Origin of the sequence: Streptomyces tendae (assembly GCF_014650435.1) — a bacterium.
Lineage (GTDB): Bacteria > Actinomycetota > Actinomycetes > Streptomycetales > Streptomycetaceae > Streptomyces > Streptomyces tendae.
In genome coordinates, this window is sequence record NZ_BMUY01000017.1 from 146,631 (window position 1) to 172,971 (window position 26,341).

General features: G+C 71.7%; 16 protein-coding genes, 1 tRNA gene and 1 rRNA gene. 3 read left to right on the top strand and 15 right to left on the bottom strand.

Annotated elements, in window-relative coordinates; genetic code table 11:
- The first annotated feature begins 54 nt into the window (after positions 1–54).
- A complete protein-coding gene (locus tag IE258_RS34495) occupies positions 55–5,133 on the top strand; it encodes an ATP-dependent helicase (RefSeq protein ID WP_189749744.1) in 5,079 nt (1,692 codons plus the stop codon).
- A gap of 18 nt (positions 5,134–5,151) precedes the next feature.
- Positions 5,152–5,982 carry an Fpg/Nei family DNA glycosylase gene (locus tag IE258_RS34500; protein ID WP_189749745.1) on the top strand — a complete coding sequence of 277 codons (831 nt, stop codon included), beginning with the start codon at positions 5,152–5,154 and terminating at the stop codon, positions 5,980–5,982.
- Positions 5,983–6,011: 29 nt separating this feature from the next.
- Here IE258_RS34500 and IE258_RS34505 read toward each other — a convergent pair whose 3' ends face one another.
- From IE258_RS34505 to IE258_RS34560, 12 genes are all read right to left on the bottom strand, one after another.
- The gene (locus IE258_RS34505; protein WP_159327932.1) at positions 6,012–6,500 is read right to left on the bottom strand and encodes an SRPBCC family protein; all 489 of its coding nucleotides are present in this window, start codon (positions 6,498–6,500) and stop codon (positions 6,012–6,014) included.
- Positions 6,497–6,886, bottom strand: a complete 390-nt coding sequence (locus tag IE258_RS34510) for an ArsR/SmtB family transcription factor (protein WP_189749747.1) — start codon at positions 6,884–6,886, stop codon at positions 6,497–6,499. The genes IE258_RS34505 and IE258_RS34510 overlap by 4 nt, the downstream gene beginning before the upstream one ends.
- 84 nt (positions 6,887–6,970) lie before the next feature.
- Positions 6,971–7,240 (bottom strand): hypothetical protein, encoded by a 270-nt coding sequence (locus IE258_RS34515; protein WP_189749748.1) that lies wholly within the window; start codon positions 7,238–7,240, stop codon positions 6,971–6,973.
- A 6-nt stretch (positions 7,241–7,246) separates the two neighbouring features.
- Positions 7,247–7,717: a Dps family protein gene (locus IE258_RS34520; protein ID WP_003973268.1), complete on the bottom strand. Its 471-nt coding sequence runs from the start codon at positions 7,715–7,717 to the stop codon at positions 7,247–7,249.
- Between the two features lie 207 nt (positions 7,718–7,924).
- Positions 7,925–8,305 (bottom strand): helix-turn-helix domain-containing protein, encoded by a 381-nt coding sequence (locus IE258_RS34525; RefSeq protein ID WP_003973269.1) that lies wholly within the window; start codon positions 8,303–8,305, stop codon positions 7,925–7,927.
- A 109-nt stretch (positions 8,306–8,414) separates the two neighbouring features.
- Positions 8,415–8,960: a CinA family protein gene (locus IE258_RS34530; protein ID WP_189749750.1), complete on the bottom strand. Its 546-nt coding sequence runs from the start codon at positions 8,958–8,960 to the stop codon at positions 8,415–8,417.
- Complete coding sequence (gene pgsA / locus IE258_RS34535) at positions 8,957–9,820, bottom strand: CDP-diacylglycerol--glycerol-3-phosphate 3-phosphatidyltransferase (protein ID WP_189749751.1); 864 nt, start codon at positions 9,818–9,820, stop codon at positions 8,957–8,959. The genes IE258_RS34530 and pgsA overlap by 4 nt, the downstream gene beginning before the upstream one ends.
- The gene (rimO, locus tag IE258_RS34540; protein WP_189749753.1) at positions 9,817–11,298 is read right to left on the bottom strand and encodes a 30S ribosomal protein S12 methylthiotransferase RimO; all 1,482 of its coding nucleotides are present in this window, start codon (positions 11,296–11,298) and stop codon (positions 9,817–9,819) included. Before rimO ends, pgsA begins: the two co-directional genes overlap by 4 nt.
- 91 nt (positions 11,299–11,389) lie before the next feature.
- Entirely contained in the window at positions 11,390–12,253 is an 864-nt protein-coding gene (locus tag IE258_RS34545; RefSeq protein ID WP_189749754.1) for a helix-turn-helix domain-containing protein, read from the bottom strand.
- A gap of 262 nt (positions 12,254–12,515) precedes the next feature.
- The gene (locus tag IE258_RS34550; protein ID WP_189749756.1) at positions 12,516–15,269 is read right to left on the bottom strand and encodes a DNA translocase FtsK; all 2,754 of its coding nucleotides are present in this window, start codon (positions 15,267–15,269) and stop codon (positions 12,516–12,518) included.
- Positions 15,270–15,472: 203 nt separating this feature from the next.
- A complete protein-coding gene (locus IE258_RS34555) occupies positions 15,473–16,147 on the bottom strand; it encodes a response regulator (protein ID WP_087806923.1) in 675 nt (224 codons plus the stop codon).
- 464 nt (positions 16,148–16,611) lie between these two features.
- Positions 16,612–22,101, bottom strand: a complete 5,490-nt coding sequence (locus tag IE258_RS34560) for a HAMP domain-containing protein (RefSeq protein ID WP_189749757.1) — start codon at positions 22,099–22,101, stop codon at positions 16,612–16,614.
- A gap of 394 nt (positions 22,102–22,495) precedes the next feature.
- On the opposite strand from IE258_RS34560, the gene IE258_RS34565 reads away from it, so the two are divergent.
- Complete coding sequence (locus tag IE258_RS34565; RefSeq protein ID WP_127894250.1) at positions 22,496–25,246, top strand: SpoIIE family protein phosphatase; 2,751 nt, start codon at positions 22,496–22,498, stop codon at positions 25,244–25,246.
- A 66-nt stretch (positions 25,247–25,312) separates the two neighbouring features.
- Here IE258_RS34565 and IE258_RS34570 read toward each other — a convergent pair.
- The 3 genes from IE258_RS34570 to rrf form a co-directional block, all read right to left on the bottom strand.
- Positions 25,313–25,388, bottom strand: a tRNA-Thr gene (locus IE258_RS34570).
- Between the two features lie 82 nt (positions 25,389–25,470).
- Positions 25,471–26,133, bottom strand: a complete 663-nt coding sequence (locus IE258_RS34575) for a DegT/DnrJ/EryC1/StrS family aminotransferase (RefSeq protein WP_189749766.1) — start codon at positions 26,131–26,133, stop codon at positions 25,471–25,473.
- Between the two features lie 114 nt (positions 26,134–26,247).
- Positions 26,248–26,341, bottom strand: a 5S ribosomal RNA gene (rrf, locus tag IE258_RS34580); the annotation flags it as partial.

Sequence of the window (26,341 nt, forward strand, 5' to 3'; positions counted from 1 at the left end):
GACCCGTGCGCCCGGCTCGGGCCGATTGTCAGTGGTCGGGTGCACGATGGAGCCATGGTCAGCTCCGCACACCGAGCCCTGGACGGCTTCTCCCCCGCGACCCGCGGCTGGTTCACGGGGGCCTTCTCCGCGCCCACCTCCGCCCAGGCGGGCGCGTGGCAGGCCATCTCGCAGGGCTCGGACGTCCTGGTGGTCGCCCCCACCGGTTCCGGCAAGACGCTGGCCGCCTTCCTCGCCGCGCTGGACCAGCTGACCTCGACTCCCCCGCCCGCCGACCCCAAGAAGCGCTGCCGCGTCCTGTACGTCTCCCCGCTGAAGGCCCTGGCCGTCGACGTCGAGCGCAATCTCCGCAGCCCGCTGACCGGCATCCGCCAGGAGTCCGTGCGCCTCGGCCTGCCCGAGCCCGAGATCAAGGTCGGCATCCGTTCCGGCGACACCCCGGCCGCCGAGCGCCGCGCCCTGTCCACCCGGCCGCCGGACATCCTGATCACCACCCCGGAGTCCCTGTTCCTGATGCTGACGTCGGCCACGCGCGACGCGCTGACCGGCATCGAGACGGTGATCCTGGACGAGGTGCACGCGGTCGCGGGCACCAAGCGGGGCGCCCATCTCGCGCTCACCCTGGAGCGGCTGGACGAGCTGCTGCCCAAGCCGGCCCGGCGCATCGGCCTGTCGGCGACGGTCCGCCCGGTGGACGAGGTGGCGCGGTTCCTCGCCCCGCGCGGCCGGGTCGAGATCGTCCAGCCGGAGTCGGGCAAGGAGTTCGACCTGTCGGTCGTCGTCCCGGTCGAGGACCTCGGCGAGCTGGGCGGCTCCCCGGTCGCCGACGGCAACGAGGGCGCGGAGCGGCCGTCGATCTGGCCGCACGTGGAGGAGCGGATCACCGACCTGGTCCAGTCGCACCGCTCCACGATCGTCTTCGCCAACTCCCGGCGGCTGGCCGAGCGCCTGTGCAACCGGCTCAACGAAATCGCGTACGAGAGGGCCACCGGCGAGCCCTTGGACGAGCACCACTCGCCCGCCGAGCTGATGGGCGGCTCGGGCGCCGCCCAGGGCGCCCCGCCCGTGATCGCCCGCGCCCACCACGGCTCGGTCTCCAAGGAGCAGCGCGCCCTGGTCGAGGAGGACCTGAAGGCGGGCCGGCTGCCCGCCGTGGTCGCCACCTCCAGTCTGGAGCTGGGCATCGACATGGGCGCCGTCGACCTGGTCGTCCAGGTCGAGTCGCCGCCCTCCGTCGCCTCCGGCCTCCAGCGCGTCGGCCGCGCGGGGCACCAGGTCGGCGCGGTCTCCACGGGCGTGGTCTTCCCGAAGTACCGCGGCGACCTGGTGCAGTCGGCCGTGGTCACCGAGCGGATGCGCAGCGGCGCCATCGAGGCCCTGCGGATTCCCGCCAACCCGCTGGACGTACTGGCCCAGCAGCTGGTGGCGATGACCGCGCTGGACACCTGGCAGGTCGACGACCTCCTCGCCACCGTCCGGCGCGCCGCGCCCTTCGCCTCGCTGCCGGAGTCGGCCTTCACCGCCGTCCTGGACATGCTCGCCGGCCGCTATCCCTCCGACGCCTTCGCCGAGTTGCGCCCGCGCGTGGTGTGGGACCGGATCGCCGGCACGGTCACCGGCCGCCCGGGGGCGCAGCGGCTCGCGGTGACGTCGGGGGGCACGATTCCCGACCGCGGGCTCTTCGGGGTGTTCCTCGCCGGTGCCGACCCGAAGAAGGGCGGCGGCCGGGTCGGCGAGCTGGACGAGGAGATGGTGTACGAGTCCCGCGTGGGCGACGTCTTCACGCTCGGCACCAGTTCCTGGCGGATCGAGGACATCACGCGGGACCGGGTCCTGGTCTCCCCGGCGCCGGGCGTGCCGGGGAGGCTGCCGTTCTGGAAGGGCGACCAGCTGGGCCGTCCCCTGGAGCTGGGCCGCGCGCTGGGCGCGTTCCTGCGCGAGGTCGGCTCGCTGTCCAAGGAGGACGCCCGGCTGCGCCTGGTCACCGCGGGTCTGGACGCCTGGGCCGCGGACAACGTGCTGTCGTACCTCGACGAGCAGCGCGAGGCCTGCGGCCACGTCCCTGACGACCGCACCATCGTCGTCGAGCGGTTCCGCGACGAGCTGGGCGACTGGCGGGTGGTGGTCCATTCCCCCTTCGGCGCCCAGGTCCACGCCCCCTGGGCGCTGGCCCTCGGCGCCCGGCTGTCCGAGCGGTACGGCATGGATGCCCAGGTCATGCACGCCGACGACGGCATCGTGCTGCGCCTGCCGGACGCCGATCTGATGGGACTGGACTTCCTCGACCAGGACCCCGCGAAGCCGGGCCTCGAGTACGACGCGGAGAAGGCGCCGGTGGGCGCGGCCGACGTCGTCTTCGACAAGGGAGAGGTCGACCGGGTCGTCACCGACCAGGTGGGCGGCTCGGCGCTGTTCGCGTCCCGGTTCCGCGAGTGCGCCGCCCGCGCGCTGCTGCTGCCGCGACGCAGCCCGGGCAAGCGCACCCCGCTGTGGCAGCAGCGTCAGCGCGCCGCGCAGCTGCTGGAGGTGGCGAGCGAGTACGGCTCGTTCCCGATCGTCCTGGAGGCGGTCCGCGAGTGCCTCCAGGACGTCTTCGACGTCCCCGGCCTGGTCGAGCTGATGGGCGACGTGGAGTCCCGCAAGGTCCGCCTGGTCGAGGTCACCACCCCGGAGCCGTCCCCGTTCGCCCGCTCGCTGCTCTTCGGCTACGTCGCCCAGTTCCTGTACGAGGGCGACTCGCCGCTCGCCGAGCGCCGGGCCGCCGCCCTGTCCCTGGACTCGCGGCTGCTGGCCGAGCTGCTCGGCCAGGCGGAGCTGCGCGAGCTGCTCGACGCGGAGGTGCTCACCGAGCTGGAGCGCGAGCTGCAGTGGCTCACCGAGGACCGCCGCATCAAGGACTCCGAGGGCGTCGCCGACCTGCTGCGGGTGCTCGGCCCGCTGACGGACGCGGAGCTGGCCGAGCGGGGCGCCGAGGCTCAGTGGGCGCCCGAGCTGGCCGCGGCCCGTCGCGCGATCAGAGTGCGGATCGCGGGTGCCGACCACTGGGCGGCGATCGAGGACGCGGGCCGGCTGCGCGACGCGCTGGGCACGGCGCTGCCCGTCGGAGTGCCGGAGGCGTTCACGGAGCCGGTCAAGGACCCGCTCGGCGACCTCCTCGCCCGGCACGCCCGCACCCACGGCCCCTTCACCTCGGTCACCGCGGCGGCCCGCTTCGGTCTGGGCGTGGCGGTCACCGAGGGCGCCCTGCAGCGGCTGGCGGGGACGGGACGGGTCGTGCAGGGCGAGTTCCATCCGGCCGGCATCGGCCAGGAGTGGTGCGACGCGACCGTCCTGCGCAGGCTGCGCCGCCGTTCCCTGGCCGCGCTCCGGCACGAGCTGGAGCCGGTGGCACCGGCCGCGCTCGGCCAGTTCCTCCCCCAGTGGCAGCACATCGGCAAGGGGCACACGCTGCGCGGCGTCGACGGGCTGGTCCGTGCCGTCGAGCAGTTGCAGGGCGCCTCGGTGCCCGCCTCCGCGCTGGAGAAGCTGGTCCTCCCCTCCCGCGTGGCGCACTACAACCCGGCGATGCTGGACGAGCTGACGGCCGCCGGTGAGGTGGTGTGGGCGGGGGCGGGTTCGCTGCCCGGCAAGGACGGCTGGGTCTCCCTCTACCTGGCGGACGCGGCCCCGCTGCTCCTGCCGCCCCCGCATCCCCTGGAGACGACCGCCCTGCACGAGTCCGTCCTGAGCGTGCTCGCGGGCGGGTACGGCTTGTTCTTCCGCCAGATCGCCGACCAGGTCCGCGCCACCACCCACCCGGAGGCCACCGATCCGCAGCTGGCCGACGCCCTGTGGGACCTGGCCTGGTCCGGACGGCTGACGAACGACACGCTCGCGCCCCTGCGCTCCCTGCTGGGCTCCGGGCGCACCGCGGGCTCCACGGCCCACCGTGCCAAGCGCGCGGTGCCACGCGGACGGTACGGCTCGCTGACGGCCGCCGCCCGCCCGGCGTCCCGCACCGGCCCGCCGACGGTCGCGGGCCGCTGGTCGCTGCTGCCGGCCCGCGAGGCCGACGGCACCGTGCGGGCCCACGCACTGGCTCGCACGCTCCTCGACCGGCACGGCGTGGTGACTCGCGGCGCCGTCGCCGCGGAGGGCGTCGAGGGCGGCTTCTCGGCGGTGTACCGGATCCTGGCCGCGTTCGAGGAGAGTGGTCAGGCCCGGCGCGGTTACGTGGTGGAGGGGCTCGGGGCGGCGCAGTTCGCCATGGAGGGCGCCGTGGACCGGTTGCGCGCGGTGGCGAACGCCCGCGAGCGCGGCGACGGCCCGCCCGGGCCGGAGGAGTTCCCACGCGGCAGCTCCGCGAACCGGCCCGGACCGGGCGGCTCCACCGGCCCGCACGATTCCACCGGCCCTCACGACTACCCCGGACCGGCCGACGACCCCCTCGTCGGCCCACTCGACCCCCTGGACCGCCCGGACCCCTCCGGCGACGCCCCGGACCCCTTCGCCGACTTCACCTCGGACAGCCGTGGTGGCGCCGGAGGCCCGGGCCCGCACGACGACGTCTTCTCCGATCCCGACCGCCTGGGCCGATCGCCCTCCCGGGGCGACTACATCTCGCCTCGCGACTATGCCGAGCCGGGCGCGGGCGGCCCACGCGGGGGAGGCGCGCACGCGGGTGGCGCGCACCGGGGCTTCGAGGGCCCGCGCGACCCGTACGGCGTCGGAGTCCCCGGCCGTCGCGACCGCGCCGCCGCCGGTCCGCGGGCGGTCGCCCTGGCCGCCGCCGACCCGGCGAACGCGTACGGTGCGGCCCTCGGCTGGCCCGAGCCGCCGGCCGGTGCCACGCACAAGCCCGGCCGCAAGGCGGGCTCCCTGGTGGTGCTCGTCGAGGGCGAACCGGCGCTCTACATGGAGCGCGGCGGCAAGACCCTCCTGCTGTGGCCCTCGGACCCCGACCGGCTGCCCACCGAGGACCCGCGGCTGCGGGCCGCCGCGCAGGCGCTGGCGGAGGCGGCCCGTGCCGGTTCCCTCGGCACGGTCACGGTGGAGCGGGTCAACGGCACCGCGGCCCTGACGTCCCCCTTCGGCCCGCTCCTGGAGGGAGCGGGGTTCATCGCCACCCCGCGCGGTCTGCGCATCAGGGCGTGACCCTGTCACCCTTGAGCCATGCCCGAAGGAGACACGGTCTGGCAGGCGGCGCGACGGCTGCACGACGCCCTCGCGGGCAAGGTGCTGACCCGCAGCGACTTCCGTGTCCCCCGGTACGCCACGGTCGACCTCACCGGCCGCACCGTCCTGGACGTCACCCCGCGCGGCAAGCACCTGCTCATCCGGGTCGAGGGCGGCCTGACGGTGCACTCGCACCTGCGGATGGACGGTTCCTGGAAGGTCTTCGCGCCCGGTCAGCGCTGGAGCGGCGGCCCGGCGCACCAGATCAGGGTGGTCCTCGGCACCGTCGACCGCACGGCCGTCGGCTACCGTCTGCCGGTGCTGGACATCCTGCGCACCGGTGACGAGCAGCGCGCCGTGGGCCATCTCGGTCCCGACCTGCTCGGCCCCGACTGGGACCCGGCGCGGGCGCTGGACAACCTGCGCGCGGACCCCGCCCGTGCGCTCGGCGAGGCCCTGCTGGACCAGCGCAATCTCGCCGGCATCGGCAACGTCTACAAGAGCGAGCTGTGCTTCCTGCTCGGCGTCACGCCGTGGCTGCCGGTCGGCGAGCTGCCCGCCGACCGGGCCGCGCTGCTGCCCACGTTCGCGAAGAAGCTCCTGGAGGCCAACCGCGACCGTCCGGTCCGCCGCACCACCGGCCTGCGTGGCCAGGACCTGTTCGTGTACGGCCGGGCGCCCCGCCCCTGCCTGCGCTGCGGGACGTCGGTCCGGGTGGCCGACCAGGGCGACGGCTCCCGCGAGCGCCCCACGTACTGGTGTCCGACCTGTCAGAGCGGGCCCGCGCCGCGTCCGGGCGGCGTCACGGGTGCCCGGACGCGGCGCTGAGGAGGCCGCCGGGAATGCCGCGGTGCGGCTCAGCCGGTGGTGAGCAGGGCGTCCATCTGACCGGCCGCCTCGCGCAGCCCTTCCTCCATGCCCATCGTCATGAGCTGGTCCATCTGCTCCCTGGTGTCGAAGACGGCCCGCATCTCCATGCGGGTGCCGCCGTCGCGCTCGGTGAGCGTGACCCGGTTCGCGGTCGTCGGCATCGCGGCGTTGGGCACCCCGTCCTCGTCGGCGAACCCGTCGGTGAACTCCAGCGACCTCGGGGCGTCGACCGTGGCCACTCGCCACCAGCCGCGGAACTTCTCGCCCTCCGGGCCGGTCATGAAGTACGTGACGTCCCCGCCCGGGGTCAGGTCGTGCTCCTCCACCGTCGCCGGGTAGGTCGGCGGTCCCCACCAGCGCTCCAGCTGCCGGGGGTCGGACCACAGCTGCCACACCCGCTCCACGGGGGCGGCGAAGTCGGCGACCAGGGTGAGGGTCAGGTTGTCGAGGTCCTTGTCCAGGCTGGTGACACTCATCGGCTCTGTCCTTCCGTAGGTTGACGCGTCTCGGATTCGGCTTCCGGCGCCTCGGCGAGCAGGTCGGACATCCGCTCCACCCGACCGCGCCAGGCGGCCTCGAGTTCGTCCAGGGCCCGACGGGCCCGGTCCAGGGCCTCGGGATCGGTCCGCACGAGCTGCTCCCGTCCGCGGCGTTCCTTGACCACGAGGCCGGCCCGCTCCAGTACCGCGACGTGCTTCTGCACCGCGGCGAAGCTCATCGGATAGGCCTCGGCCAGGCGTGACACCGACAGCTCGTCCCGCGCACAGCGACGCAGGATGTCGCGGCGGGTCAGGTCGGCCAGGGCCTGGAACAGGCGGTCCGTGCCCGCTTCCGCTTCTTCGGCCACTCCATCTACAACCATTTGGTTATACGTTACGCCCCCCGGCCCCTGCCGTAAAGGCTGCTCTGCCGTAAAGGCTCCACTGCCGTCAAGGTCCCTCTGCCGTCAAGGCCGGTACCGGCGCGGGCGGGTCGGGGCCGGGCTCCGCTCCGCCCCGCGCAGGGCACGTCGCCACCGCCCCGCTCCCAGCGCCCCCGCTGCCCGGCGCCTCGGCACACAGTGCACCGGCAGCACGCTCAGCCCCCAGCCGCCGACCGCGACCGCCCCTTCCAGCACCCCGGCGCCCGGCTCCAGCGCCAGGCGCAGCACGGCCCACCACCACAGCGCGCCGAGGACCAGCGCGGCCGCCCGGCGAGCCGTCCGCGCCGAGACCATCCCGCGTCAGCCGTTTTCGGCCTGGAACATCCAGTGCTGCTTCTCGAGATCGGCCGTGATCTGGATGAAGATGTCCTGGCTCACGGGATCCGGCTCACCGCTCGCCGCGATCCGCTCGCGCATCCGCCCGATCACCGCGCCCAGCGCGTCCACGACGGTCTGTACGGCGGTGGTGTCGTCGACCCAGCCCTCGGGGGTCACGTCGATGCCGCTGCCGACGGCGACCGTCGCGGCCCGGCCGTCCGGGGAGACGCCGAGCGCCGAGGCACGTTCCGCCACGGTGTCCGAGTGCGTGCGGGCGGTGCCGACGAGTTCGTCCAGTTGGAGATGGACGGAGCGGAAGCGCGGGCCGACCACGTTCCAGTGGATCTGCTTCGCCACCAGGGCCAGGTCGACCAGGTCCACGAGGGCGCCCTGCAACGCCTCGGAGACGGTCTTCAGGTCCGCGTCGGACAACGGGCTCTTCACGACGTACATCCACGCCTCCGTCGGTTCGCCCCCCGGCCATCTCCCTCCACGATGACCGCACCCCCACGGACCGGCAAACCGGGCGGCCGCACCGCCGACGGCACCCACGCCCGTGCGCACGCAACGCGCCCGGGCATGCGAAAACCCCGACCGCGTCCCTCCGGTCTCCCGGAGCGACCCCCGGTCGGGGCCTCACACGCACACGTTCTCGGGCGCTCAGGCGGCGACGACGTCCACTGCCTCGGCGGGCGCCTTGATGGTCACCCGTTCCGGTGGCACGCCGGTCACCGAGACGGAACCCAGCATCGGGCGCACCGGTGCCGGTACGGTCTCGCTGGGCGTCGCCGCAGCGGACCGGGCCAGCTCCGCGAGGGCGAGTTCGTCGCTCACTTCCCGCATGAGCTCGGACATCCGTACGTCCAGCGCGTCGCAGATGGCGGAGAGCAGCTCGGAAGAAGCCTCCTTCTGCCCCCGCTCCACCTCGGAGAGATAGCCGAGTGAGACTCGGGCGGACGAGGAGACTTCGCGCAGAGTACGGCCCTGGCGTTGGCGCTGCCGACGCAGCACGTCACCCAGCAGGCGACGGAGCAGAATCATCGGTGGCTCCCTCCTCGGACCGTGTAACCGCATCCTTCACGCCCCACCGTACCGCCTCGCGCCGCGGCCGTGCGGGGAGCGATGTCGTGTTCACTCAGGGCTGCAAACATCAAAACCCCCCGTTCCGTTCCGTATCCTGTGCCCGCTCATTCCCGGTCTGTTCGCTCGCAAGCTCCCTCAAAAGAAGTGCGAGTACGCTCCGTACACTCTCCATACGAATTTCCGCGCGGTCGCCGTTCAACCGCAGCGCCTCCACTTTTCCGCCATCGGCGCAACCCCGCTCGGCCCCGCGGGGCCCCTCCACGGCCACGAAGACGGTCCCCACGGGCTGCCCGTCCTGCGGGTCCGGACCGGCGACACCCGTCGTCGCGACGCCCCAGTCGGCGCCCAGCGCGGTGCGTACGCCTGCCGCCATCTGGGCGGCGACCTGCGGATCCACCGCTCCGCGCGCCGCGAGCAGCTCGCCCTGGACGCCGAGCAGCTCCTGCTTCAGCTCCGTCGCGTACGCGGTGACGGAACCCCGGAACGCCTTGGAGGCCCCGGGGACCGCCGTGAGCGCGGCAGCGACCATTCCACCCGTCAGTGACTCGGCGACCGCGAGGGTCTCGCCCCTGACCGTGAGTAGTCGCACCACGTCGGCGGCCGTGGAACTCAACCTTCCGCCTCCTTCAACGCCGCTCTGCGTTCGGCGATTCCCCGGCGCCGCAGCACAATGGCCTGCTTCACATAGTCCAGTCCGGTCGCGACGGTCAGGACGACCGCCGCGGCCATCACCCAGAACCTCAGAGTGGCCAGCGGCCCCGTCAGCGCCAGGACGTACATGCCGACGGCGATGCCCTGGGTGAGCGTCTTGAGCTTGCCGCCCCGGCTCGCGGGGATGACGCCGTACCGGATGACCACAAAACGCAGGACGGTGATCCCGAGTTCCCGGCCGAGGATGACGGCCGTCACCCACCACGGCAGGTCACCCAGCGCGGACAGGCAGATGAGCGCCGCGCCCATGATCGCCTTGTCGGCGATGGGATCGGCGATCTTCCCGAAGTCGGTGACGAGGTTGTACGTGCGCGCCAGATGCCCGTCGAAGAGGTCGGTGATCATGGCGATGGCGAAGGCGGCCCAGGCGAAGGAGCGCCAGGCCGGGTCGTACCCGCCGTTGCCGAGCATCAGCGCGACGAAGGCCGGCACGAGGAGCAGGCGGAGCATCGTCAGCAGATTGGCGACGTTCCAGACGCTCGCCTGGTTGACGGCCGCGGCCGCGATCTTGCCACCGCGCCCGGCCGCACCGCCCTCGGTCGAACCCCGTTCCGCCGAGCCCCGGCCCGTCGTCCCTTGATCCGTCGTCCCTTGATCCGTCGTGCCCCGATCCGTCGCCGCACGTTCCGCCGCGCCCCGCTCGACGGCGCTCCCCGCGTTCGTACGCCCGGCAGGTTCTTGCGCAGCGCCCGAGGTCCCCCGCGGGCCGGTCCTGCGCGCACTGGAGGAGCCGCCCGCCGCGGACGCCGGAACTCCGGTCATCTGCCGGCCTCCTCACTACACTCGGGCGCGCCCGGCAGCGGTTCGGCCACCAGGTCGACACCCTCCGTACCGACCACCTTCGCGTCGACCATACGACCGACGCTCAGGCCTTCGCCGCTCGTGAGCAGCACCTGGCCGTCCGTCTCCGGCGCCTGGTGCTCCGCGCGGCCACGGACGCCGTCCCCCTCGTCGGCGGGGTCCACGGACTCGACGAGTACCCGCACGGTCGCGCCGACGCGCTCGTCGGCCCGCTGCGAGACCAGTTCCTCGGCCAGGCGGGAGACGCGGGCCAGTCGCGCGGCGACGACGTCCTCGTCCAGCTTGTCGCCGTAGGTCGCCGCCTCGGTGCCCTCCTCGTCGGAGTATCCGAAGACGCCGATGGCGTCGAGGCGGGCGTGGTTCAGGAACCGCTCCAGCTCGGCGAGGTCCGCCTCGGACTCGCCGGGGAAGCCGACGATGAAGTTGGAGCGCACACCTGCCTCGGGCGCCTTGCTCCGGATGGTGTCGAGGAGCTCCAGGAAGCGGTCGGTGTCGCCGAAGCGGCGCATCGCGCGCAGCACGTTGGGAGCGGAGTGCTGGAAGGAGAGGTCGAAGTAGGGCACGACCTTCTCGGTGGAGGTCAGCACGTCGATCAGACCGGGGCGCATCTCGGCCGGCTGGAGGTAGCTGACCCGCACCCGCTCGATGCCGTCGACCTCGGCCAGGTTCGGCAGCAGCGACTCCAGCAGGCGGATGTCGCCGAGGTCCTTGCCGTAGGAGGTGTTGTTCTCGGAGACCAGCATGATCTCCTTGACGCCCTGCTCGGCCAGCCACCGCGTCTCGTTCAGCACGTCGCTCGGGCGGCGCGAGATGAAGGAGCCGCGGAAGGACGGGATGGCGCAGAAGGAGCAACGCCGGTCGCAGCCGGAGGCCAGCTTCACCGAGGCGACCGGGGAGCCGTCCAGGCGGCGGCGCAGGGGCGCGCGGGGCCCGGAGGCGGGGGCGACGCCCTCGGGGAGGTCGGTCGGGCCGTGCCCGGGCAGGGCGACCGCGGCTCCGGCCTCCTGCCGCTCGGCGGGGCTGATCGGCAGCAGCTTGCGCCGGTCGCGCGGGGTGTGGGCGGCGTGGATGCCGCCGTTCAGGATGGTCTGCAGGCGGTCGGAGATGTCGGCGTAGTCGTCGAAGCCGAGGACGCCGTCGGCCTCCGGGAGGGCGTCGGCCAGCTCCTTGCCGTACCGCTCGGCCATGCAGCCCACCGCCACGACGGCCTGCGTTCTTCCGTGGCCCTTGAGGTCGTTGGCCTCCAGGAGGGCGTCCACGGAGTCCTTCTTCGCGGCCTCGACGAAGCCGCACGTGTTCACGACGGCGACGTCCGCTTCCTCGGCGTCGTCGACGAGCTTCCAGCCGTCCGCCTCCAGACGGCCTGCGAGCTCCTCCGAGTCCACCTCGTTACGGGCGCAGCCAAGGGTGACGAGTGCGACGGTACGGCTTTCAGGCATGGGCTCAAGACTACTTCGTCCCGCCGACAGCCCACGTCGACGGGGTTGGCCGATCCTGGCCAACCCCGTGTGGACCCGTCCCCCGCGTCCCCTATCCGACCTGCGGGTCGCCCTTCGTGTACGTCAGGCGCTCGACGGCGCCGGGCTGGAAGTCGTCCTCGATCTTCTTGCCGTTGACGTAGAGCTGGATGGCTCCCGCGTCGCCGAGGACGAGCTTGACCTTCTCGTTGTCCTGGAACGTCTTGGAGTCGCCCTGCTTGAGCAGCCCGTCGAAGAGCAGCCGGCCGTTGTGGTCCTGGGCGGAGATCCAGCTGCGGCCCTCGGTGGCGCTGACCTTGACGGTGACCTTGTCCGCGGGCGCGGCGGCGATGGCGCTGTCGCTCGGTTCGGGCTTGGGGTCGGCGGGCTTCTTGGGCTTTGCGCTCGACGAGGCGGACTCGCCGGACGAGGGCTGGGCGCCCTCGGCGACGCTCGCCTCGTTGCCACCGTCGTCGCCGCCCTTGACGAAGGTGAAGCCGACGAAACCGATCACCGCGACGATCGCGGCGACCATGGCGGCGGTCCAGTTGGGTCCGCGCCGCTCGGGACGGATGCGTTCCGCCTCGAACAGGGGCGCGGCGGGGGTCGGCGCCGGGCGCCCGCCGTGCTCGGCGTCGAACTGCGCGAGCAGCTCGGCCGGGTCGAGCCCGACGGCCTTGGCGAGGGTGCGGATGTGACCGCGCGCGTAGATGTCGCCGCCGCAGGGCGCGAAGTCGTCCGCCTCGATGGCGTGCACGATGGCGATGCGGACCCGCGTGGCGGTGGTGATGTCGTCGACGGTGAGCCCGGCGGCGATCCGTGCCTGCTTCAGGGCGCGGCCCACGGAGGGGCGGGCTTCCTCGGAGAGGTCGGCAGGGACGTCTCGGGACACGTCTTCGATCGGACGCTCGTCTTCGGGGGAGTTTCCGTTGGCCACGGGGGCGCCTTTCGAGCGTTTGGCCGCCTGTGCTGGGCGTTCAGTCTAGGGGGGGTGCAAACGGGTGGGGCAACCGGGCGGTACGACCTTTACGCCATCGGAATGGCCCGGCACTCCGATGGTGGACTACCTGTTTGTCACTTCCCTCAACTTGACGTAGGGCATGGGGAAACGGTTGCTCAATGATCCCTAACGGGTGAGTCACGATCGGCCGCCCGGCCGCCTCGACCCTCCGTCGGCGGAACCCCTCGCACGCCGTTGCCTACCCTTCAGACTCCCCCCGGATCACCGCGAGCACGCCGTCCAGCTCGTCAGGCTTCACAAGAACGTCACGAGCCTTTGAGCCTTCGCTCGGCCCGACGATGCTCCGTGACTCCATCAGGTCCATCAGCCGCCCGGCCTTGGCGAAGCCGACGCGCAGCTTGCGCTGGAGCATCGAGGTGGACCCGAACTGCGTGGAGACGACCAGCTCGGCCGCCTGGCACAGCAGGTCGAGGTCGTCGCCGATGTCCTCGTCGATCTCCTTCTTCTGCTTGGTGCCCACGGTGACGTCGTCCCGGAAGACCGGCGCCATCTGGTCCTTGCAGTGCTGGACGACGACCGCGACCTCTTCCTCGGTCACGAACGCGCCCTGCATACGGGTCGGCTTGTTCGCGCCCATCGGCAGGAAGAGACCGTCGCCCTTGCCGATGAGCTTCTCGGCGCCGGGCTGGTCGAGGATGACCCGGGAGTCGGCGAGCGAGGAGGTGGCGAAGGCGAGCCGGGAGGGCACGTTGGCCTTGATCAGACCGGTGACGACGTCGACGGACGGCCGCTGGGTGGCCAGCACCAGGTGGATGCCGGCCGCGCGCGCGAGCTGCGTGATCCTGACGATCGCGTCCTCGACGTCGCGCGGGGCGACCATCATCAGGTCGGCCAGCTCGTCCACGATCACCAGCAGGTACGGGTACGGCTGCAGCTCGCGTTCGCTGCCCTCGGGCGGCTTGACCTTGCCCTCGCGCACCGCGCGGTTGAAGTCGTCGATGTGCCGGTAGCCGTAGGCGGCGAGGTCGTCGTAGCGCAGGTCCATCTCGCGCACGACCCACTGGAGCGCCTCGGCGGCCCGCTTGGGGTTGGTGATGATCGGCGTGATCAGGTGCGGGATGCCCTCGTAGGCCGTCAGCTCGACCCGCTTCGGGTCGACCAGGATCATCCGGACGTCCTCCGGGGTCGCCCGCATCATGATCGAGGTGATCAGGCAGTTGATGCAGGACGACTTGCCGGAGCCGGTGGCGCCGGCGACCAGCATGTGCGGCATCTTCGCCAGCGAGTGCATGACGTAGCCGCCCTCGACGTCCTTGCCGAAGGCGACCAGCATCGGGTCGTCGTCCTCGGCGGACTCGGCGAGGCGCAGCACGTCCCCGAGGTTGACCATCTCCCGGTCGGTGTTGGGAATCTCGATGCCGACCGCGGACTTGCCGGGGATCGGGCTGATGATCCGCACGTCGGGGCTGGCGACGGCGTACGCGATGTTCTTGGTCAGCGCGGTGATCCGCTCGACCTTCACGGCGGGGCCCAGCTCGACCTCGTAGCGCGTGACCGTCGGTCCGCGGGTGAAGCCGGTGACCCGGGCGTCGACCTTGAACTCGGTGAAGACGGTGGTCAGCGAGTCCACTATGGCGTCGTTGGCGGCGCTGCGCGCCTTGCCGGGGCCCCCGCGCGTGAGGGAGTCCAGGGACGGCAGGGAGTACGTGATGTCGCCGGAGAGCTGGAGCTGCTCGGCGCGCGGCGGCAGGTCCCGCTCCTTGGGCAGCGGCGTCTTGGTGAGGTCGGGGACCGCACCGCCCGCCGCGTCCGGTTCGGGGGCCTTGGCGGCGTCCTTCTTGAGCTTCCCCGGCTGCGGCCGCGCGGCCGGCACGGGCGTGGGCGTCGGGGTGGTGGACTCGCGGTCCCCCGTGCTCACGCCCTGGGTGAGGTCGGCGACCAGCGGCGAGGGCGGCATCCCGTGCAGTACGGCACCGTCGAGCGCGGCGGCGGCCGCCGCGGCGACGTCCACGGCGTCCATCGGACGATTCATCTCGGGCTGGGGCACGGCGGACCGCCGGGGCCTGCCGCGGCGCCGGCTGAGGGCCTCCTGCTCGGCCGCGTCGGGGTCGTACGCCTCGGCGGCGGCCGGGGCGCCGCGCTTGCGGGGCCGGGCGGGCAGCGCCTCGCGCCACTGCTCGTCGTAGCGCTCGTCGTCCTCGGTGAACTCGTCCGCCACCGGGTCGTGCACCACGCCCAGCCGCACCCCGAGCTGCCGCAGCCGCTGCGGAATGGCGTTGACCGGGGTGGCCGTGACGACGAGCAGCCCGAAGACCGTGAGCAGCACGAGCAGCGGCACGGCCAGCACGTCGGTCATCGTGTACGACAGCGGGGTCGCCGCGCCCCAGCCGATGAGGCCGCCGGCGTCCCTTATGGCCTGCATGCCCTCGCTGCGGGCCGGCGAGCCGCAGGCGATGTGCACCTGGCCGAGCACGCCGATGACGAGCGCGGACAGGCCGATCACGATCCGCCCGTTGGCCTCGGGCTTCTCGGGGTGCCGGATCAGACGTACGGCGATGGCGCCGAGCAGGATCGGCACGAGCAGGTCGAGACGGCCGAAGGCGCCGGTCACGAGGATCTCGACCAGGTCGCCGACGGGGCCCTTGAGGTCGGCCCAGGTGCCCGCGGCGACGATCAGCGAGACGCCGAGCAGCAGCAGGGCGACGCCGTCCTTGCGATGGGCCGGGTCGAGGTTCTTGGCACCCTGCCCTATGCCGCGGAAGACGGCGCCCACCCCGTGCGCGAGGCCCAGCCAGAGCGCACGCACCAGCCGGTAGACGCCCCCGGTTGGATTCGGAGCCGGTTTGGGCGCGGGCTTCTTCGCCGCGGCCTTCTTGGCGGGCGCCTTTTTCGCGGGTGCCTTCTTCGCGGCGGCCTTCTTGGCGGGACCCTTCGCGGGAGCGGCCGCCTTCTTCGCGGTCTGCTTCTTGGCTGCGGAGGGACGTGAGGCCATGGGTGTGAGGTTACCGGGGGAGACGGCGGTCGACACGTGTGCCTACCGCTTCACCCGTTCGTGTCGCCCCCGCACAGGGGCGGAACTGACGCTTCCGCTACTGCCCCTGACAAGCCCTCACGGACCGCCCGACCGCGCCCCGTCACGGACGTCCACGCAGACCGGCCCGGTGGAACACGCGGGCACCAGGGGCGCACACGGCGTCAGTTGACGGCGGCCTGGCCTCCGGAGGCGCCCGGCTCCAGGGCGTCCAGCGCCCGTCGGAGTCCGGTGAGCTTGCGCTCCAGGTGGGCGGCCGTCGCCACGGCGGCCGCGTCCGTCGACTCGTCGCCGAGCTGCTTGGACAGCGCCTCCGCCTGCTCCTCCACGGCCGCCAGCCGCGCCGACAGCTCGGCGAGCAGCCCCGCCGGCTCCTTGGCCTCGCCGGCCTCGGCCTTGCCGTTGCCCTCCAACTGGAGCCGCAGCAGCGCCGCCTGCTCACGCAGCTGGCAGTTCTTCATGTACAGCTCGACGAAGACCGAGACCTTGGCCCGCAGCACCCAGGGGTCGAACGGCTTGGAGATGTAGTCCACCGCGCCCGCCGCGTACCCGCGGAAGGTGTGGTGCGGGCCGTGGTTGATCGCCGTGAGGAAGATGATCGGGATGTCCCGGGTCCGCTCCCGTCGCTTGATGTGCGCGGCGGTCTCGAAACCGTCCATGCCCGGCATCTGGACGTCCAGCAGAATGACCGCGAAGTCGTCCGTGAGCAGTGCTTTGAGCGCTTCCTCCCCGGACGATGCCCGCACCAGCGTCTGATCGAGCGCCGAGAGGATCGCCTCCAGCGCAAGCAGATTCTCCGGCCGGTCATCGACCAGGAGGATCTTGGCCTTCTGCACCATGGCCCGCCCTCCTCGCCCCGGCGTGGGGCCTCCCCTGTCCACAGGACCTGGCACGGCACCGGCGGGTGCCGCCCCGGGGGACGGCTCCCTTGCGCCGTCCGTCCTTGTGCCGGTCATCGTAGCCGCACCCCGCCTGTCGCCACACCCTGTCACCGTGATGTCACTGTGCTCGTAGCAGAAACGCAGCGGGAGACCAGAAGGTTCCCCGAATCCCGCACTCCTACACGGCTTCGGGCACGCTGAGTCAGCGACTGCGCGTGGACTCCGAAGGTTCCCGCCGTTTACACACACCCCACGTTCGCACACCGCCCGAGCGGACCGCACGGAAGGTGCCCGTACGCACGAGGACACCGTGCCCGAACGTACTACGGGCCCGGGGTCCGAGCGTACCGATCACTTCCCGCCCGGACCCCGGCCGCGGCCACCGGCTCCCCCGTGGGCCACTGCCGCCGGCCCGCCCGCGCTCACTCCTCGCGCATCCACTGCTGCATCACCGTCAGCAGGTGGTCGGGGTCGACCGGCTTCGTCACGTAGTCGGACGCGCCCGACTCGATCGCCTTCTCCCGGTCGCCCTTCATCGCCTTGGCGGTCAGGGCGATGATCGGCAGACCGGCGAACTGGGGCATCCGGCGGATCGCCGTGGTCGTCGCGTACCCGTCCATCTCCGGCATCATGATGTCCATCAGGACGACCGCCACGTCCTCGTGCTGCTCCAGCACCTCGATGCCCTCGCGCCCGTTCTCCGCGTACAGCACGGACAGGCCGTGCTGCTCCAGGACGCTGGTGAGGGCGAAGACGTTGCGGATGTCGTCGTCGACGATCAGCACCTTCTGCCCGCCGAACCGGATCCCCCGGTGCGCATGCGGTGCCGACTCCTGCCCGGCGCCCGGCTGCCGCTCCCGCACCTCGGGCCGGTCCTCGGCGTCCGCGGCCGACTTGCGCCGGCGCCGGAAGAGCGCGGTGGCACCGTTCTGCGCGTCCTGGTACGACTTCACCTCGGCCGGCGCCTCGAACGACGTGTCCGGCAGTTCGTCCGCGGCGCCCGGGGACGCCGGCAGCTGACCGGCCTCCACGGAGGGCAGCGGCTGCTGGTAGCCGTGCGGGGGCAGCTCGCTCGGGTGCAGCGGCAGATAGAGCGTGAACGTCGACCCGCGGCCCGGCTCGCTCTGCGCGTGGATCTCACCGCCGAGCAGCTGCGCGATCTCCCGCGAGATGGACAGCCCGAGACCCGTACCGCCGTACTTGCGGCTGGTGGTGCCGTCGGCCTGCTTGAACGCCTCGAAGATCACCTGCATCTTGCTGGCCGCGATGCCGATGCCGGTGTCGCTCACGGAGAACGCGATCAGTTCGGCGTCCGGGTCGTTCACCGAACCGGCCTCCAGCAACTGCTCCCGGATGGCCGTCGGCACCTCGTCCCGGGCCGGCCGGATGACCAGCTCGACGGAGCCCGAGTCGGTGAACTTCACCGCGTTGGACAGCAGGTTGCGCAGCACCTGGAGCAGCCGCTGCTCGTCGGTGTGCATGGTGGCGGGCAACCCGGGCGACACCCGCACCGACAGGTCCAGGCCCTTCTCCGCGCTCAGCGGCCGGAAGGTGGCCTCCACGTAGTCCACGAGCTGCACGAGCGCGATGCGGGTCGGCGAGACGTCCATCTTCCCCGCGTCGACCTTCGACAGGTCGAGGATGTCGTTGATGAGCTGGAGCAGGTCGGAGCCGGCGCCGTGGATCGTCTCGGCGAACTCGACCTGCTTCGGGGTCAGGTTCGCGTCGGCGTTGTCGGCGAGCAGCTTGGCCAGAATCAGCAGTGAGTTGAGCGGCGTACGCAGCTCGTGCGACATGTTGGCCAGGAACTCGCTCTTGTAGCGCATGGAGACCGCGAGCTGCTCCGCACGCTCCTCCAGGACCTGCCGGGCCTCCTCGATCTCGGTGTTCTTCACCTCGATGTCGCGGTTCTGCTGCGCCAGCAGCTCGGCCTTCTCCTCCAGTTCGGCGTTGGACGACTGCAGTGCCTTCTGCCGCTGCTCCAACTCCTCCGACCGCTCACGCAGTTGCTCGGTCAGCTCCTGCGACTGGCTCAGCAGGACCTCCGTCTTGGTGTTCACGGAGATGGTGTTGACGCTGGTCGCGATCATCTCGGCGATCTGGTTGAGGAAGTCCTTCTGGATGTGCGTGAACGGCGTGAACGACGCCAGCTCGATGACGCCGAGCACCTGCCCCTCGAACAGCACCGGCAGCACGATCACCTGCGCGGGCGGCGCCTCGCCGAGCCCGGAGGAGATCTTCAGGTAACCGCTCGGCGCGTTCTCCACGAGGATCGTGCGCTTCTCCTGGGCGGCCGTGCCGACCAGCGCCTCCCCCGGCCGGAACGAGGTGGGCATGGACCCCATCGAGTAGCCGTACGACCCGAGCATGCGCAGCTCGTACGCGTCGCCCTCGGCGCCCGCCTGCTCCTGCCCGTCGACCAGCGGCATCGCCAGGAAGAACGCCCCGTGCTGGGCGGAGACCACCGGTGTCAGCTCGCTCATGATCAGCGAGGCCACGTCCTGGAGATCCCGGCGGCCCTGCATCAGGCCGGAGATACGGGCCAGGTTGCCCTTGAGCCAGTCCTGCTCCTTGTTGGCGATCGTGGTGTCGCGCAGGTTGGCGATCATCTTGTTGATGTAGTCCTGCAGCTCCGAGATCTCCCCGGAGGCGTCCACGTCGATCTTCAGGTTCAGGTCGCCGCGGGTCACCGCGGTCGCCACGCGCGCGATGGCCCGCACCTGCCGGGTGAGGTTCCCGGCCATCTCGTTCACGGACTCCGTCAGGTCGCGCCAGGTGCCGTCGACGTCCCGCACGCGTGCCTGACCGCCGAGCTGCCCCTCCGTGCCCACCTCACGGGCGACGCGGGTGACCTCCTCGGCGAAGGAGGAGAGCTGGTCGACCATCGTGTTGATCGTCGTCTTCAGCTCCAGGATCTCGCCGCGCGCGTCGATGTCGATCTTCTTGGTCAGGTCGCCCTTCGCGATCGCCGTGGTGACCATGGCGATGTTGCGCACCTGACCGGTCAGGTTGGACGCCATCTGGTTCACCGACTCGGTGAGGTCCTTCCACGTCCCCGACACGCCCGGCACCTGTGCCTGGCCGCCCAGGATGCCGTCGGTGCCCACCTCGCGGGCCACCTTGGTCACCTGGTCGGCGAAGGACCGCAGCGTCCGCACCATGGTGTTGAAGGTGTCGGCGAGCTGCGCGACCTCGCCGCGCGCCTCGATCGTCACCGTCCGCGTCAGGTCGCCGTTGGCGACGGCCGCGGCCACCTGGGAGATGTTCCGCACCTGGACCGTGAGGTTCTTGGCCATCAGGTTGACGTTGTCGTTGAGGTCCTTCCAGATGCCCACGACGCCGGGCACGCTCGCCTGACCGCCGAGGATGCCCTCCGTACCCACCTCGCGGGCCACCCGCGTGACCTGCTCGGCGAAGGACGACAGCTGGTCCACCATCGTGTTGACGGTGGTGACCAGCTCGAGGATCTCGCCCTTGGCGTCGACGGTGATCTTCTTCGACAGGTCGCCCTTGGCGACCGCGGTGGTCACCTCGGCGATGTTGCGCACCTGCATGGTCAGGTTGTTGGCCATGCCGTTCACGGACTGCGTGAGGTCCTTCCAGGTGCCGGAGACGCCCTGCACCTCCGCCTGGCCGCCGAGGATGCCCTCGGTGCCCACCTCGCGCGCTACGCGCGTGACCTCCTGGGCGAACGACGACAGCTGGTCCACCATCGTGTTCAGGGTGTTCTTCAGCTCCAGGATCTCCCCGCGCGCGTCCACGGTGATCTTCTGGGACAGGTCGCCGCGCGCCACCGCCGTGGCGACCTGCGCGATGTTGCGCACCTGCGCGGTGAGATTGCCGGCCATGCCGTTCACCGAGTCGGTCAGGTCCCGCCACACACCGGCGACCCCGGGCACCTGCGCCTGACCGCCGAGGCGGCCCTCCGTGCCCACCTCGCGGGCCACCCGCGTGACCTGCTCCGCGAACGACGACAGCTGGTCCACCATCGTGTTGATGGTGTTCTTCAGCTCCAGGATCTCGCCGCGCGCGTCCACGTCGATCTTCTGCGACAGGTCGCCGCGCGCCACAGCCGTCGTCACCTGCGCGATGTTGCGCACCTGGGAGGTGAGATTGCCGGCCATGGAGTTGACGGAGTCCGTCAGCTCCTTCCAGGTCCCCGAGACACCGTCGACCCGGGCCTGACCACCGAGGCGGCCCTCCGTGCCCACGTCCCGGGCCATCCGCGTGACCTGGTCGGCGAAGCTGGAGAGCTGGTCCACCATCGTGTTGACGGTGTTCTTCAGCTGCAGCATCTCGCCGGAGACGTCCACGGTGACCTTCTGCGACAGGTCTCCGTTGGCCACCGCCGTCGTCACCTGGGCGATGTTCCTCACCTGACCGGTGAGGTTGCGGAACGCGGTGTTGACGGAGTCCGTGAGGTCCTTCCACGTCCCCGCCGCCCCGGGCACCTGCGCCTGACCGCCCAGCTCGCCCTCGACACCGACCTCACGGGCCACCCGCGTGACCTCGGCACCGAAGGCGGAGAGCTGGTCGACCATCGTGTTGACGGTGTTCTTCAGCTCCAGCATCTCGCCGGCCACGTCCACCGTGACCTTCTGCGACAGGTCACCGCTGGCCACGGCCGTCGTCACCGCGGCGATGTCCCGCACCTGAGTGGTCAGGTTCCGGAAGACGGTGTTGACGGAGTCCGTCAGGTCCTTCCAGATACCGGCCGCACCCGGCACGTTCGCCTGCCCGCCGAGCTGACCCTCGCCACCGGTCTCGTTGGCCACGCGAGTGACCTCGTCCGCGAAGATCCGCAGCGTCTCGGTCATCTGGTTGATCGTCTCGGCGAGCTGCGCGACCTCGCCGCGGGCCGGCACCGTCACCTTCTTCGACAGGTCGCCGTTGGCCACCGCCGTCGTCACGTGCGAGATCTCCCGCACCTGGGCCGTCAGGTTCCCGGCCATGGTGTTGACGGAGTCGGTCAGCTCCTTCCACACCCCGGCCACGCCCGGCACCTGCGCCTGCCCGCCCAGGGCGCCCTCGGTGCCCACCTCACGGGCCACCCGCGTCACCTCGGACGAGAACGCGGAGAGCTGGTCCACCATCGTGTTGACGGTGTTCTTCAGCTCCAGCATCTCGCCGGCCACGTGCACCGTGACCTTCCGGGACAGGTCGCCCTTGGCCACCGCCGTCGTCACCAGCGCGATGTCCCGCACCTGCGCGGTGAGCCGGTACGCCATCGTGTTGACGGAGTCCGTCAGGTCCTTCCACGACCCGGACATGCCCCGCACCCGGGCCTGACCGCCCAGCTTGCCCTCGGTGCCGACCTCGCTGGCCACCCGCGTGACCTCGTCCGTGAACGTCGACAACTGGTCGACCAGGTTGTTCACGGTCCGGCCGACCTTCAGGAACTCACCGCGCAGCGGCTGCCCGGTGCCCTCGTCGTTCTGCGTCCGCAGCTCCATGCGCGGCGACAGGTCACCGTCCGCGACCGCCGACAGCACCCGGCTGACCTCGGAGACGGGCCGCACCAGGTCGTCCACCAGCGCGTTCGAGTGGTCGATCGCGGCCGCCCAGGACCCCTCGCAGGCCCCGGTCTCCAGCCGCTCCGTGAGTTTTCCCTCACGCCCGACCACGCGCCGCACTCGCGCCAGCTCACCCGTGAGGTGCAGATTGCGGTCGGCCACCTCGTTGAAGACCGCCGCGATCTCCGACATCACGCCGTCGCCGGACACCGTGAGCCGCCTGCGGAAATTCCCCTCGCGCATGGACACCAGCGCCGCGAGCAGCCGGTTGAGCGCGGCCGTGTCCACCGTCGTACTGCCGCTCCGCGCGCCGCCACCCCGCGTTTTGCCCTGGTTACTCAGGGACTGTCCGCCTTTCGCGCGCGTCTTCGTGGCCCGCGTCGCTGCGCCAGACTCCACTGTGTCCCTCCCGCAGGGGTCGACCGATACCGCTGTGCCCGGTCCGCCCACGCTCGGCGGACCGGTTGCTGCCGCTTGATTCCCGTACTGCCGGGCGATCCGGTCCGGCGCGCCGGACCGCTTCCAGAGGCTGCTGCCCACCCGACTCGGCGCGCATTCACCTGCCCGGACCTTCATAAGCAGCTTGCCCAGTGTTTCACCCCGGCCGAACCAGGCCATAACAGTTCGGCAGCTTCGCACATCGTCCGCACACCCTCTGGGCGGAAACACTGCAGACCGGCATCCGGATGGACGGCGAAGGTAAGTAACCTTGCATACGGCTGTCCAGCCGAACCGGTCCCGTCCGGTCTGGGCGGTGGCACGGAGACGAGCGGGCATCGGAGGGGCGGCCGGAATGACCACCGGACTGATCCCGGGGGAGCAGCCCCCGGATCCCGGGCCGACGGGTGGACTGCCGCAGCAGCGGCGCGAGCCGGTCGGCCATGAGGCCGTGCACGGGGAGAGAGGGTCGAGGAGTTCTGTGATCACCGCGCGCGCGGCCGCCAGCTTCGAGCCCGTCGGACGATCCGTGGCGAGCGCCCGGTCCTTCGTCCGCGACACGCTCCAGGGCTGGGGCCATGCCGACATCGTCGACGACGCCGTGGTGCTCACCAGCGAACTGGTGACCAATGCCGTGGTCCACGCCGGCACCACCGCCGACGTCCTGTGCCTGCGCAGCGACGACGGCGTACGGATCGAGGTGGCCGACCACTACCCCGAGCGCGAGGTCCCCCTCCAGGGCTCCCCCGCCGACATGGGCAGCCCCGACCGCGAGGGCGGCCGCGGGCTCCAGCTGTGCGCGGCCCTGGCGGACCGCTGGGGCGTCGAGTACACGCCCACGCTGAAGAACGTCTGGTTCCACCTCCACCTGCCGGAGCGTCCGGTCGGCACCCGCGCCGCCGGCCCCTCCCTCCCGGCGGCCCTCCTGCCGCTCGCCGACGGCCGGGTCCGCGTCGCCGTCGTCCAGATCGACCGCACCGGCGCGGTCACGTCCTGGAACGAGGACGCGGAAGAGCTGTTCGGCTACACCGCCGACCAGGTCACCGGAAAGCCGCTGACCGACCTCGCCGCGTGGCCGCACACCCCCGGCACCAGCACCGGCATCGCCGAGGCACTCCAGCTCTCCCGCTGGGAGGGCAGCTACGGCATGCGGGGCGCCAACGGCCGCGTCACCCCGGTCTACGCCTCCCACCTGCGCGTCCGCGACGCCGACGGCGAGCCCTCCACGGTCTGCCTCCTCGTGCGCGACCACGAACGCGCGGTGCTGCAGACCCCGTTGCGGGTGCCGGCCTCCGACTCCCCGTCCTCCGAGGGCCAGAGCACCGACCCCTTCGAAGTGTTCATCGGCTCCCCCGCCCCGGACGACCTCGACGGCCTCCTGCAGCGCACGGTCGAACGCGCCCGCGACATGCTCGACGCCGACGCCGCCTTCCTGCTCCTGGCGACCGACGACGAAACGGAGTTGGAGGTCCGCGCCTCCACCGGTCTGCCCTCCGCCCGCCAGCGTTTCGCCCGCGTCCCCGTCGAGGCCGGACCCGGCCGCTACGGCTCGGCGCGCATGCCCGCCGTCCACGACGACCTCGAGTCCGTCCCCGGCGCGGTCCCGCTGCTCAACAGCACGGGCATGCGCTCGGTGGTCACCGTCCCCCTCAAGGTCGAGGGCCGCCTCACCGGCTCACTCGGCGTCGCCGCCGAGGCCCCCGGCCGGTACTCCAACGAGGAGGCGCTGCGCCTCCAGTTCGCCGCCGACCGCATCGCGCTCGCCGTCGAGTCCGCGCGCCTCGGCGAGTTGGAGCGGCTGCGCCGCGGCTCGCTCAGCTTCCTCGTCGAGGCCTCCGACCTCCTCGCCGGCACCCTGGACCGCGACCAGACGCTGGCCCTCATGGCCCAGATGACGGTTCCCACGCTGGCCACCTGGTGCGCCGTCTACACGATCGCCGACCAGTCCTCGGACCCGTACCTCTCGTACGTCCTGCACGAGGACGAGGAACTCATCGACGGCATCAAGTCCCTGCTGTCGAAGATCGCCCCGCCCGACCCGGTGCCCACCCCGGGCGCCCGCGTGTGGACGGCCCCGGCGGAAATGGCCCACCAGGCGGCCCTGCGCACCTCCATGCGGGACCTCGGCCTCAGCGGCGGCGCGCCCCAGCCGCTGAGCACCGGCATCGGTCCGACCCTCGCCACGGCCTCCGCGGTCGGCGGCGAGACCGTCGTGCTGCCGCTGGTCGCCCGCAACCGCGTCATCGGCATGCTCACGCTCGGCAAGCCCACCGACGACCACTTCCGCCAGGAGATCCTCGAACTCGCCGAGGACCTGTCCCGCAGGGCCGCCCTGGCCCTGGACAACGCCCGCCTGTACTCGGAGCGCACGGCCATCAGCCAGTCCCTCCAGCGCAGCCTCCTGCCCCCGGAACTCCCCGTCGTGGACGGCGTGGAGGTCGACGTCATCTACCGCGCCGCGGGCGAGGGCAACGAGGTCGGCGGCGACTTCTACGACCTCTTCCCCATCAGCGACGACGCCTACGGCTTCGCCATCGGCGACGTCTGCGGTACGGGCCCCAACGCGGCTGCCGTCACCGGCCTCGCCCGGCACGCCCTGCGCCTGCTGGCCCGCGAGGGCCTCAGCGGCCCGGAGGTCCTGCAGCGCCTCAACTCCGCCATCCTCGACGAGGGCGCCCGCAGCCGCTTCCTCACGCTGCTGTACGGCGAGATGCGCCCGCAGGAGGACGGCGGCGCGGAGTTGAAGGTGGTCTGCGCCGGCCATCCGCTCCCGCTCCGCCTGCGCCAGGACGGCACGGTGGAACCGGCCGCCGAACCGCAGCCCCTCCTCGGCGTCATCGAGGACCTGGAGCTGTACGAGCAGACGGTCACCCTCGACCCGGGCGACGTCCTGCTCTGTGTCACGGACGGCGTCACCGAACGCCGCGAGGGCACGCGCATGCTGGGCGACGACGGCCTCGCCGACGTCCTGACGACGTGCACGGGTCTGACGGCGGGCGCGGTGGCCGCCCGCATCATGCGCGCGGTGGAACGCTTCGCGTCCGACGCCCCGTCCGACGACATGGCGATCCTCGCGATGCGCGTCCCGGAGCCCCACGCGGACTGACCAGGGCGTGCGCGGGCATGCGCAGGCATGCAAAAGGCCCCGCCCAATCGGGCGGGGCCTTTGTACTGGAGCCCCCAAACGGAATCGAACCGTTGACCTTCTCCTTACCATGGAGACGCTCTACCGACTGAGCTATAGGGGCCTGTCGCTTTCGAGGTTTCCCTCGCGGCAACGGAATAGATCATACCCCGAACAAGCCGGTGCTCCCAACCACGGACTTTGACTCAGTACGCGGACTGCAACAGCCCACCGAGCGCATTGCAGGCGGACACGATCCGCTGCATGTCCCGCTTGGTCAACGCGGCCTCGACAGGCAGCGCGAGCGTCTCGTCGACGGCCCGCTCCGTCTCCGGCAGCGACACACACCGCCGGAATCCAGGCATCCGGTGCACGGGCGTCTTCACCGGCACCCGGCACTCGACGCCCCTCCCCCGTATCGCGCGGGCGAACGCGTCACGGTCCGGCCGCCCGTTCCCCGGCACCCGCACCACGTACTGCTGATAGGTGTGCCCGTCACCCCCGTCGGGGGTCCGCACGCCCCTCAACTTCCCGTCGAGGTAGGCCGCCCGCTGCCTGCGCCGGGCTATCTCGTCGTACGGCGCCTCGGACTCGCTCCGCTCCAGCACGAGCAGCCCGTGCCGCTCACCGATCCGGTGCAGGGAGCCCATGTCCGCCGGCCGCCCGAACCGGTGCACGACGACGATGGCCGCGGTCCTGGGCGTCAGCGCCGCCTCCACCAGAGAGGCGTCCAGGCAGTAGGTCGCCGGATCTATGTCGGCGAAGACCGGCGACGCGCCCGCCAGGGCCACGGCCTCGGCGACTTCCACGTTTCCGAAGGCAGGTACGACGACCTCGTCACCGACGCCCACGCCGGCGGCCCTGAGCATTGCTGCAGTACCCATAAGTGGGATGGTCGGGGCGCAACGTGAACTCGAAGTAACAGAAAGCAAAAAAGGGCTGGTCGCGGAACCGAAGTTCCGGGACCAGCCCTTCCAATAATTGTTCGGCGGCGTCCTACTCTCCCACAGGGTCCCCCCTGCAGTACCATCGGCGCTGTAAGGCTTAGCTTCCGGGTTCGAAATGTAACCGGGCGTT

What these genes read in the sequence shown, in the direction of transcription:
- IE258_RS34520 (WP_003973268.1), bottom strand. Translation starts at nt 7,717, where the DNA reads ATGTACGTCGTGAAGAGCCCGTTGTCCGACGCGGACCTGAAGACCGTC.
- rimO (WP_189749753.1), bottom strand. Translation starts at nt 11,298, where the DNA reads ATGCCTGAAAGCCGTACCGTCGCACTCGTCACCCTTGGCTGCGCCCGT.
- IE258_RS34555 (WP_087806923.1), bottom strand. Translation starts at nt 16,147, where the DNA reads ATGGTGCAGAAGGCCAAGATCCTCCTGGTCGATGACCGGCCGGAGAAT.
- IE258_RS34505 (WP_159327932.1), bottom strand. Translation starts at nt 6,500, where the DNA reads ATGAGTGTCACCAGCCTGGACAAGGACCTCGACAACCTGACCCTCACC.
- IE258_RS34565 (WP_127894250.1), top strand. Translation starts at nt 22,496, where the DNA reads ATGACCACCGGACTGATCCCGGGGGAGCAGCCCCCGGATCCCGGGCCG.
- pgsA (WP_189749751.1), bottom strand. Translation starts at nt 9,820, where the DNA reads ATGACCGGAGTTCCGGCGTCCGCGGCGGGCGGCTCCTCCAGTGCGCGC.
- IE258_RS34515 (WP_189749748.1), bottom strand. Translation starts at nt 7,240, where the DNA reads ATGGTCTCGGCGCGGACGGCTCGCCGGGCGGCCGCGCTGGTCCTCGGC.
- IE258_RS34500 (WP_189749745.1), top strand. Translation starts at nt 5,152, where the DNA reads ATGCCCGAAGGAGACACGGTCTGGCAGGCGGCGCGACGGCTGCACGAC.
- IE258_RS34550 (WP_189749756.1), bottom strand. Translation starts at nt 15,269, where the DNA reads ATGGCCTCACGTCCCTCCGCAGCCAAGAAGCAGACCGCGAAGAAGGCG.
- IE258_RS34510 (WP_189749747.1), bottom strand. Translation starts at nt 6,886, where the DNA reads ATGGTTGTAGATGGAGTGGCCGAAGAAGCGGAAGCGGGCACGGACCGC.
- IE258_RS34495 (WP_189749744.1), top strand. Translation starts at nt 55, where the DNA reads ATGGTCAGCTCCGCACACCGAGCCCTGGACGGCTTCTCCCCCGCGACC.
- IE258_RS34525 (WP_003973269.1), bottom strand. Translation starts at nt 8,305, where the DNA reads ATGATTCTGCTCCGTCGCCTGCTGGGTGACGTGCTGCGTCGGCAGCGC.
- IE258_RS34575 (WP_189749766.1), bottom strand. Translation starts at nt 26,133, where the DNA reads ATGCTCAGGGCCGCCGGCGTGGGCGTCGGTGACGAGGTCGTCGTACCT.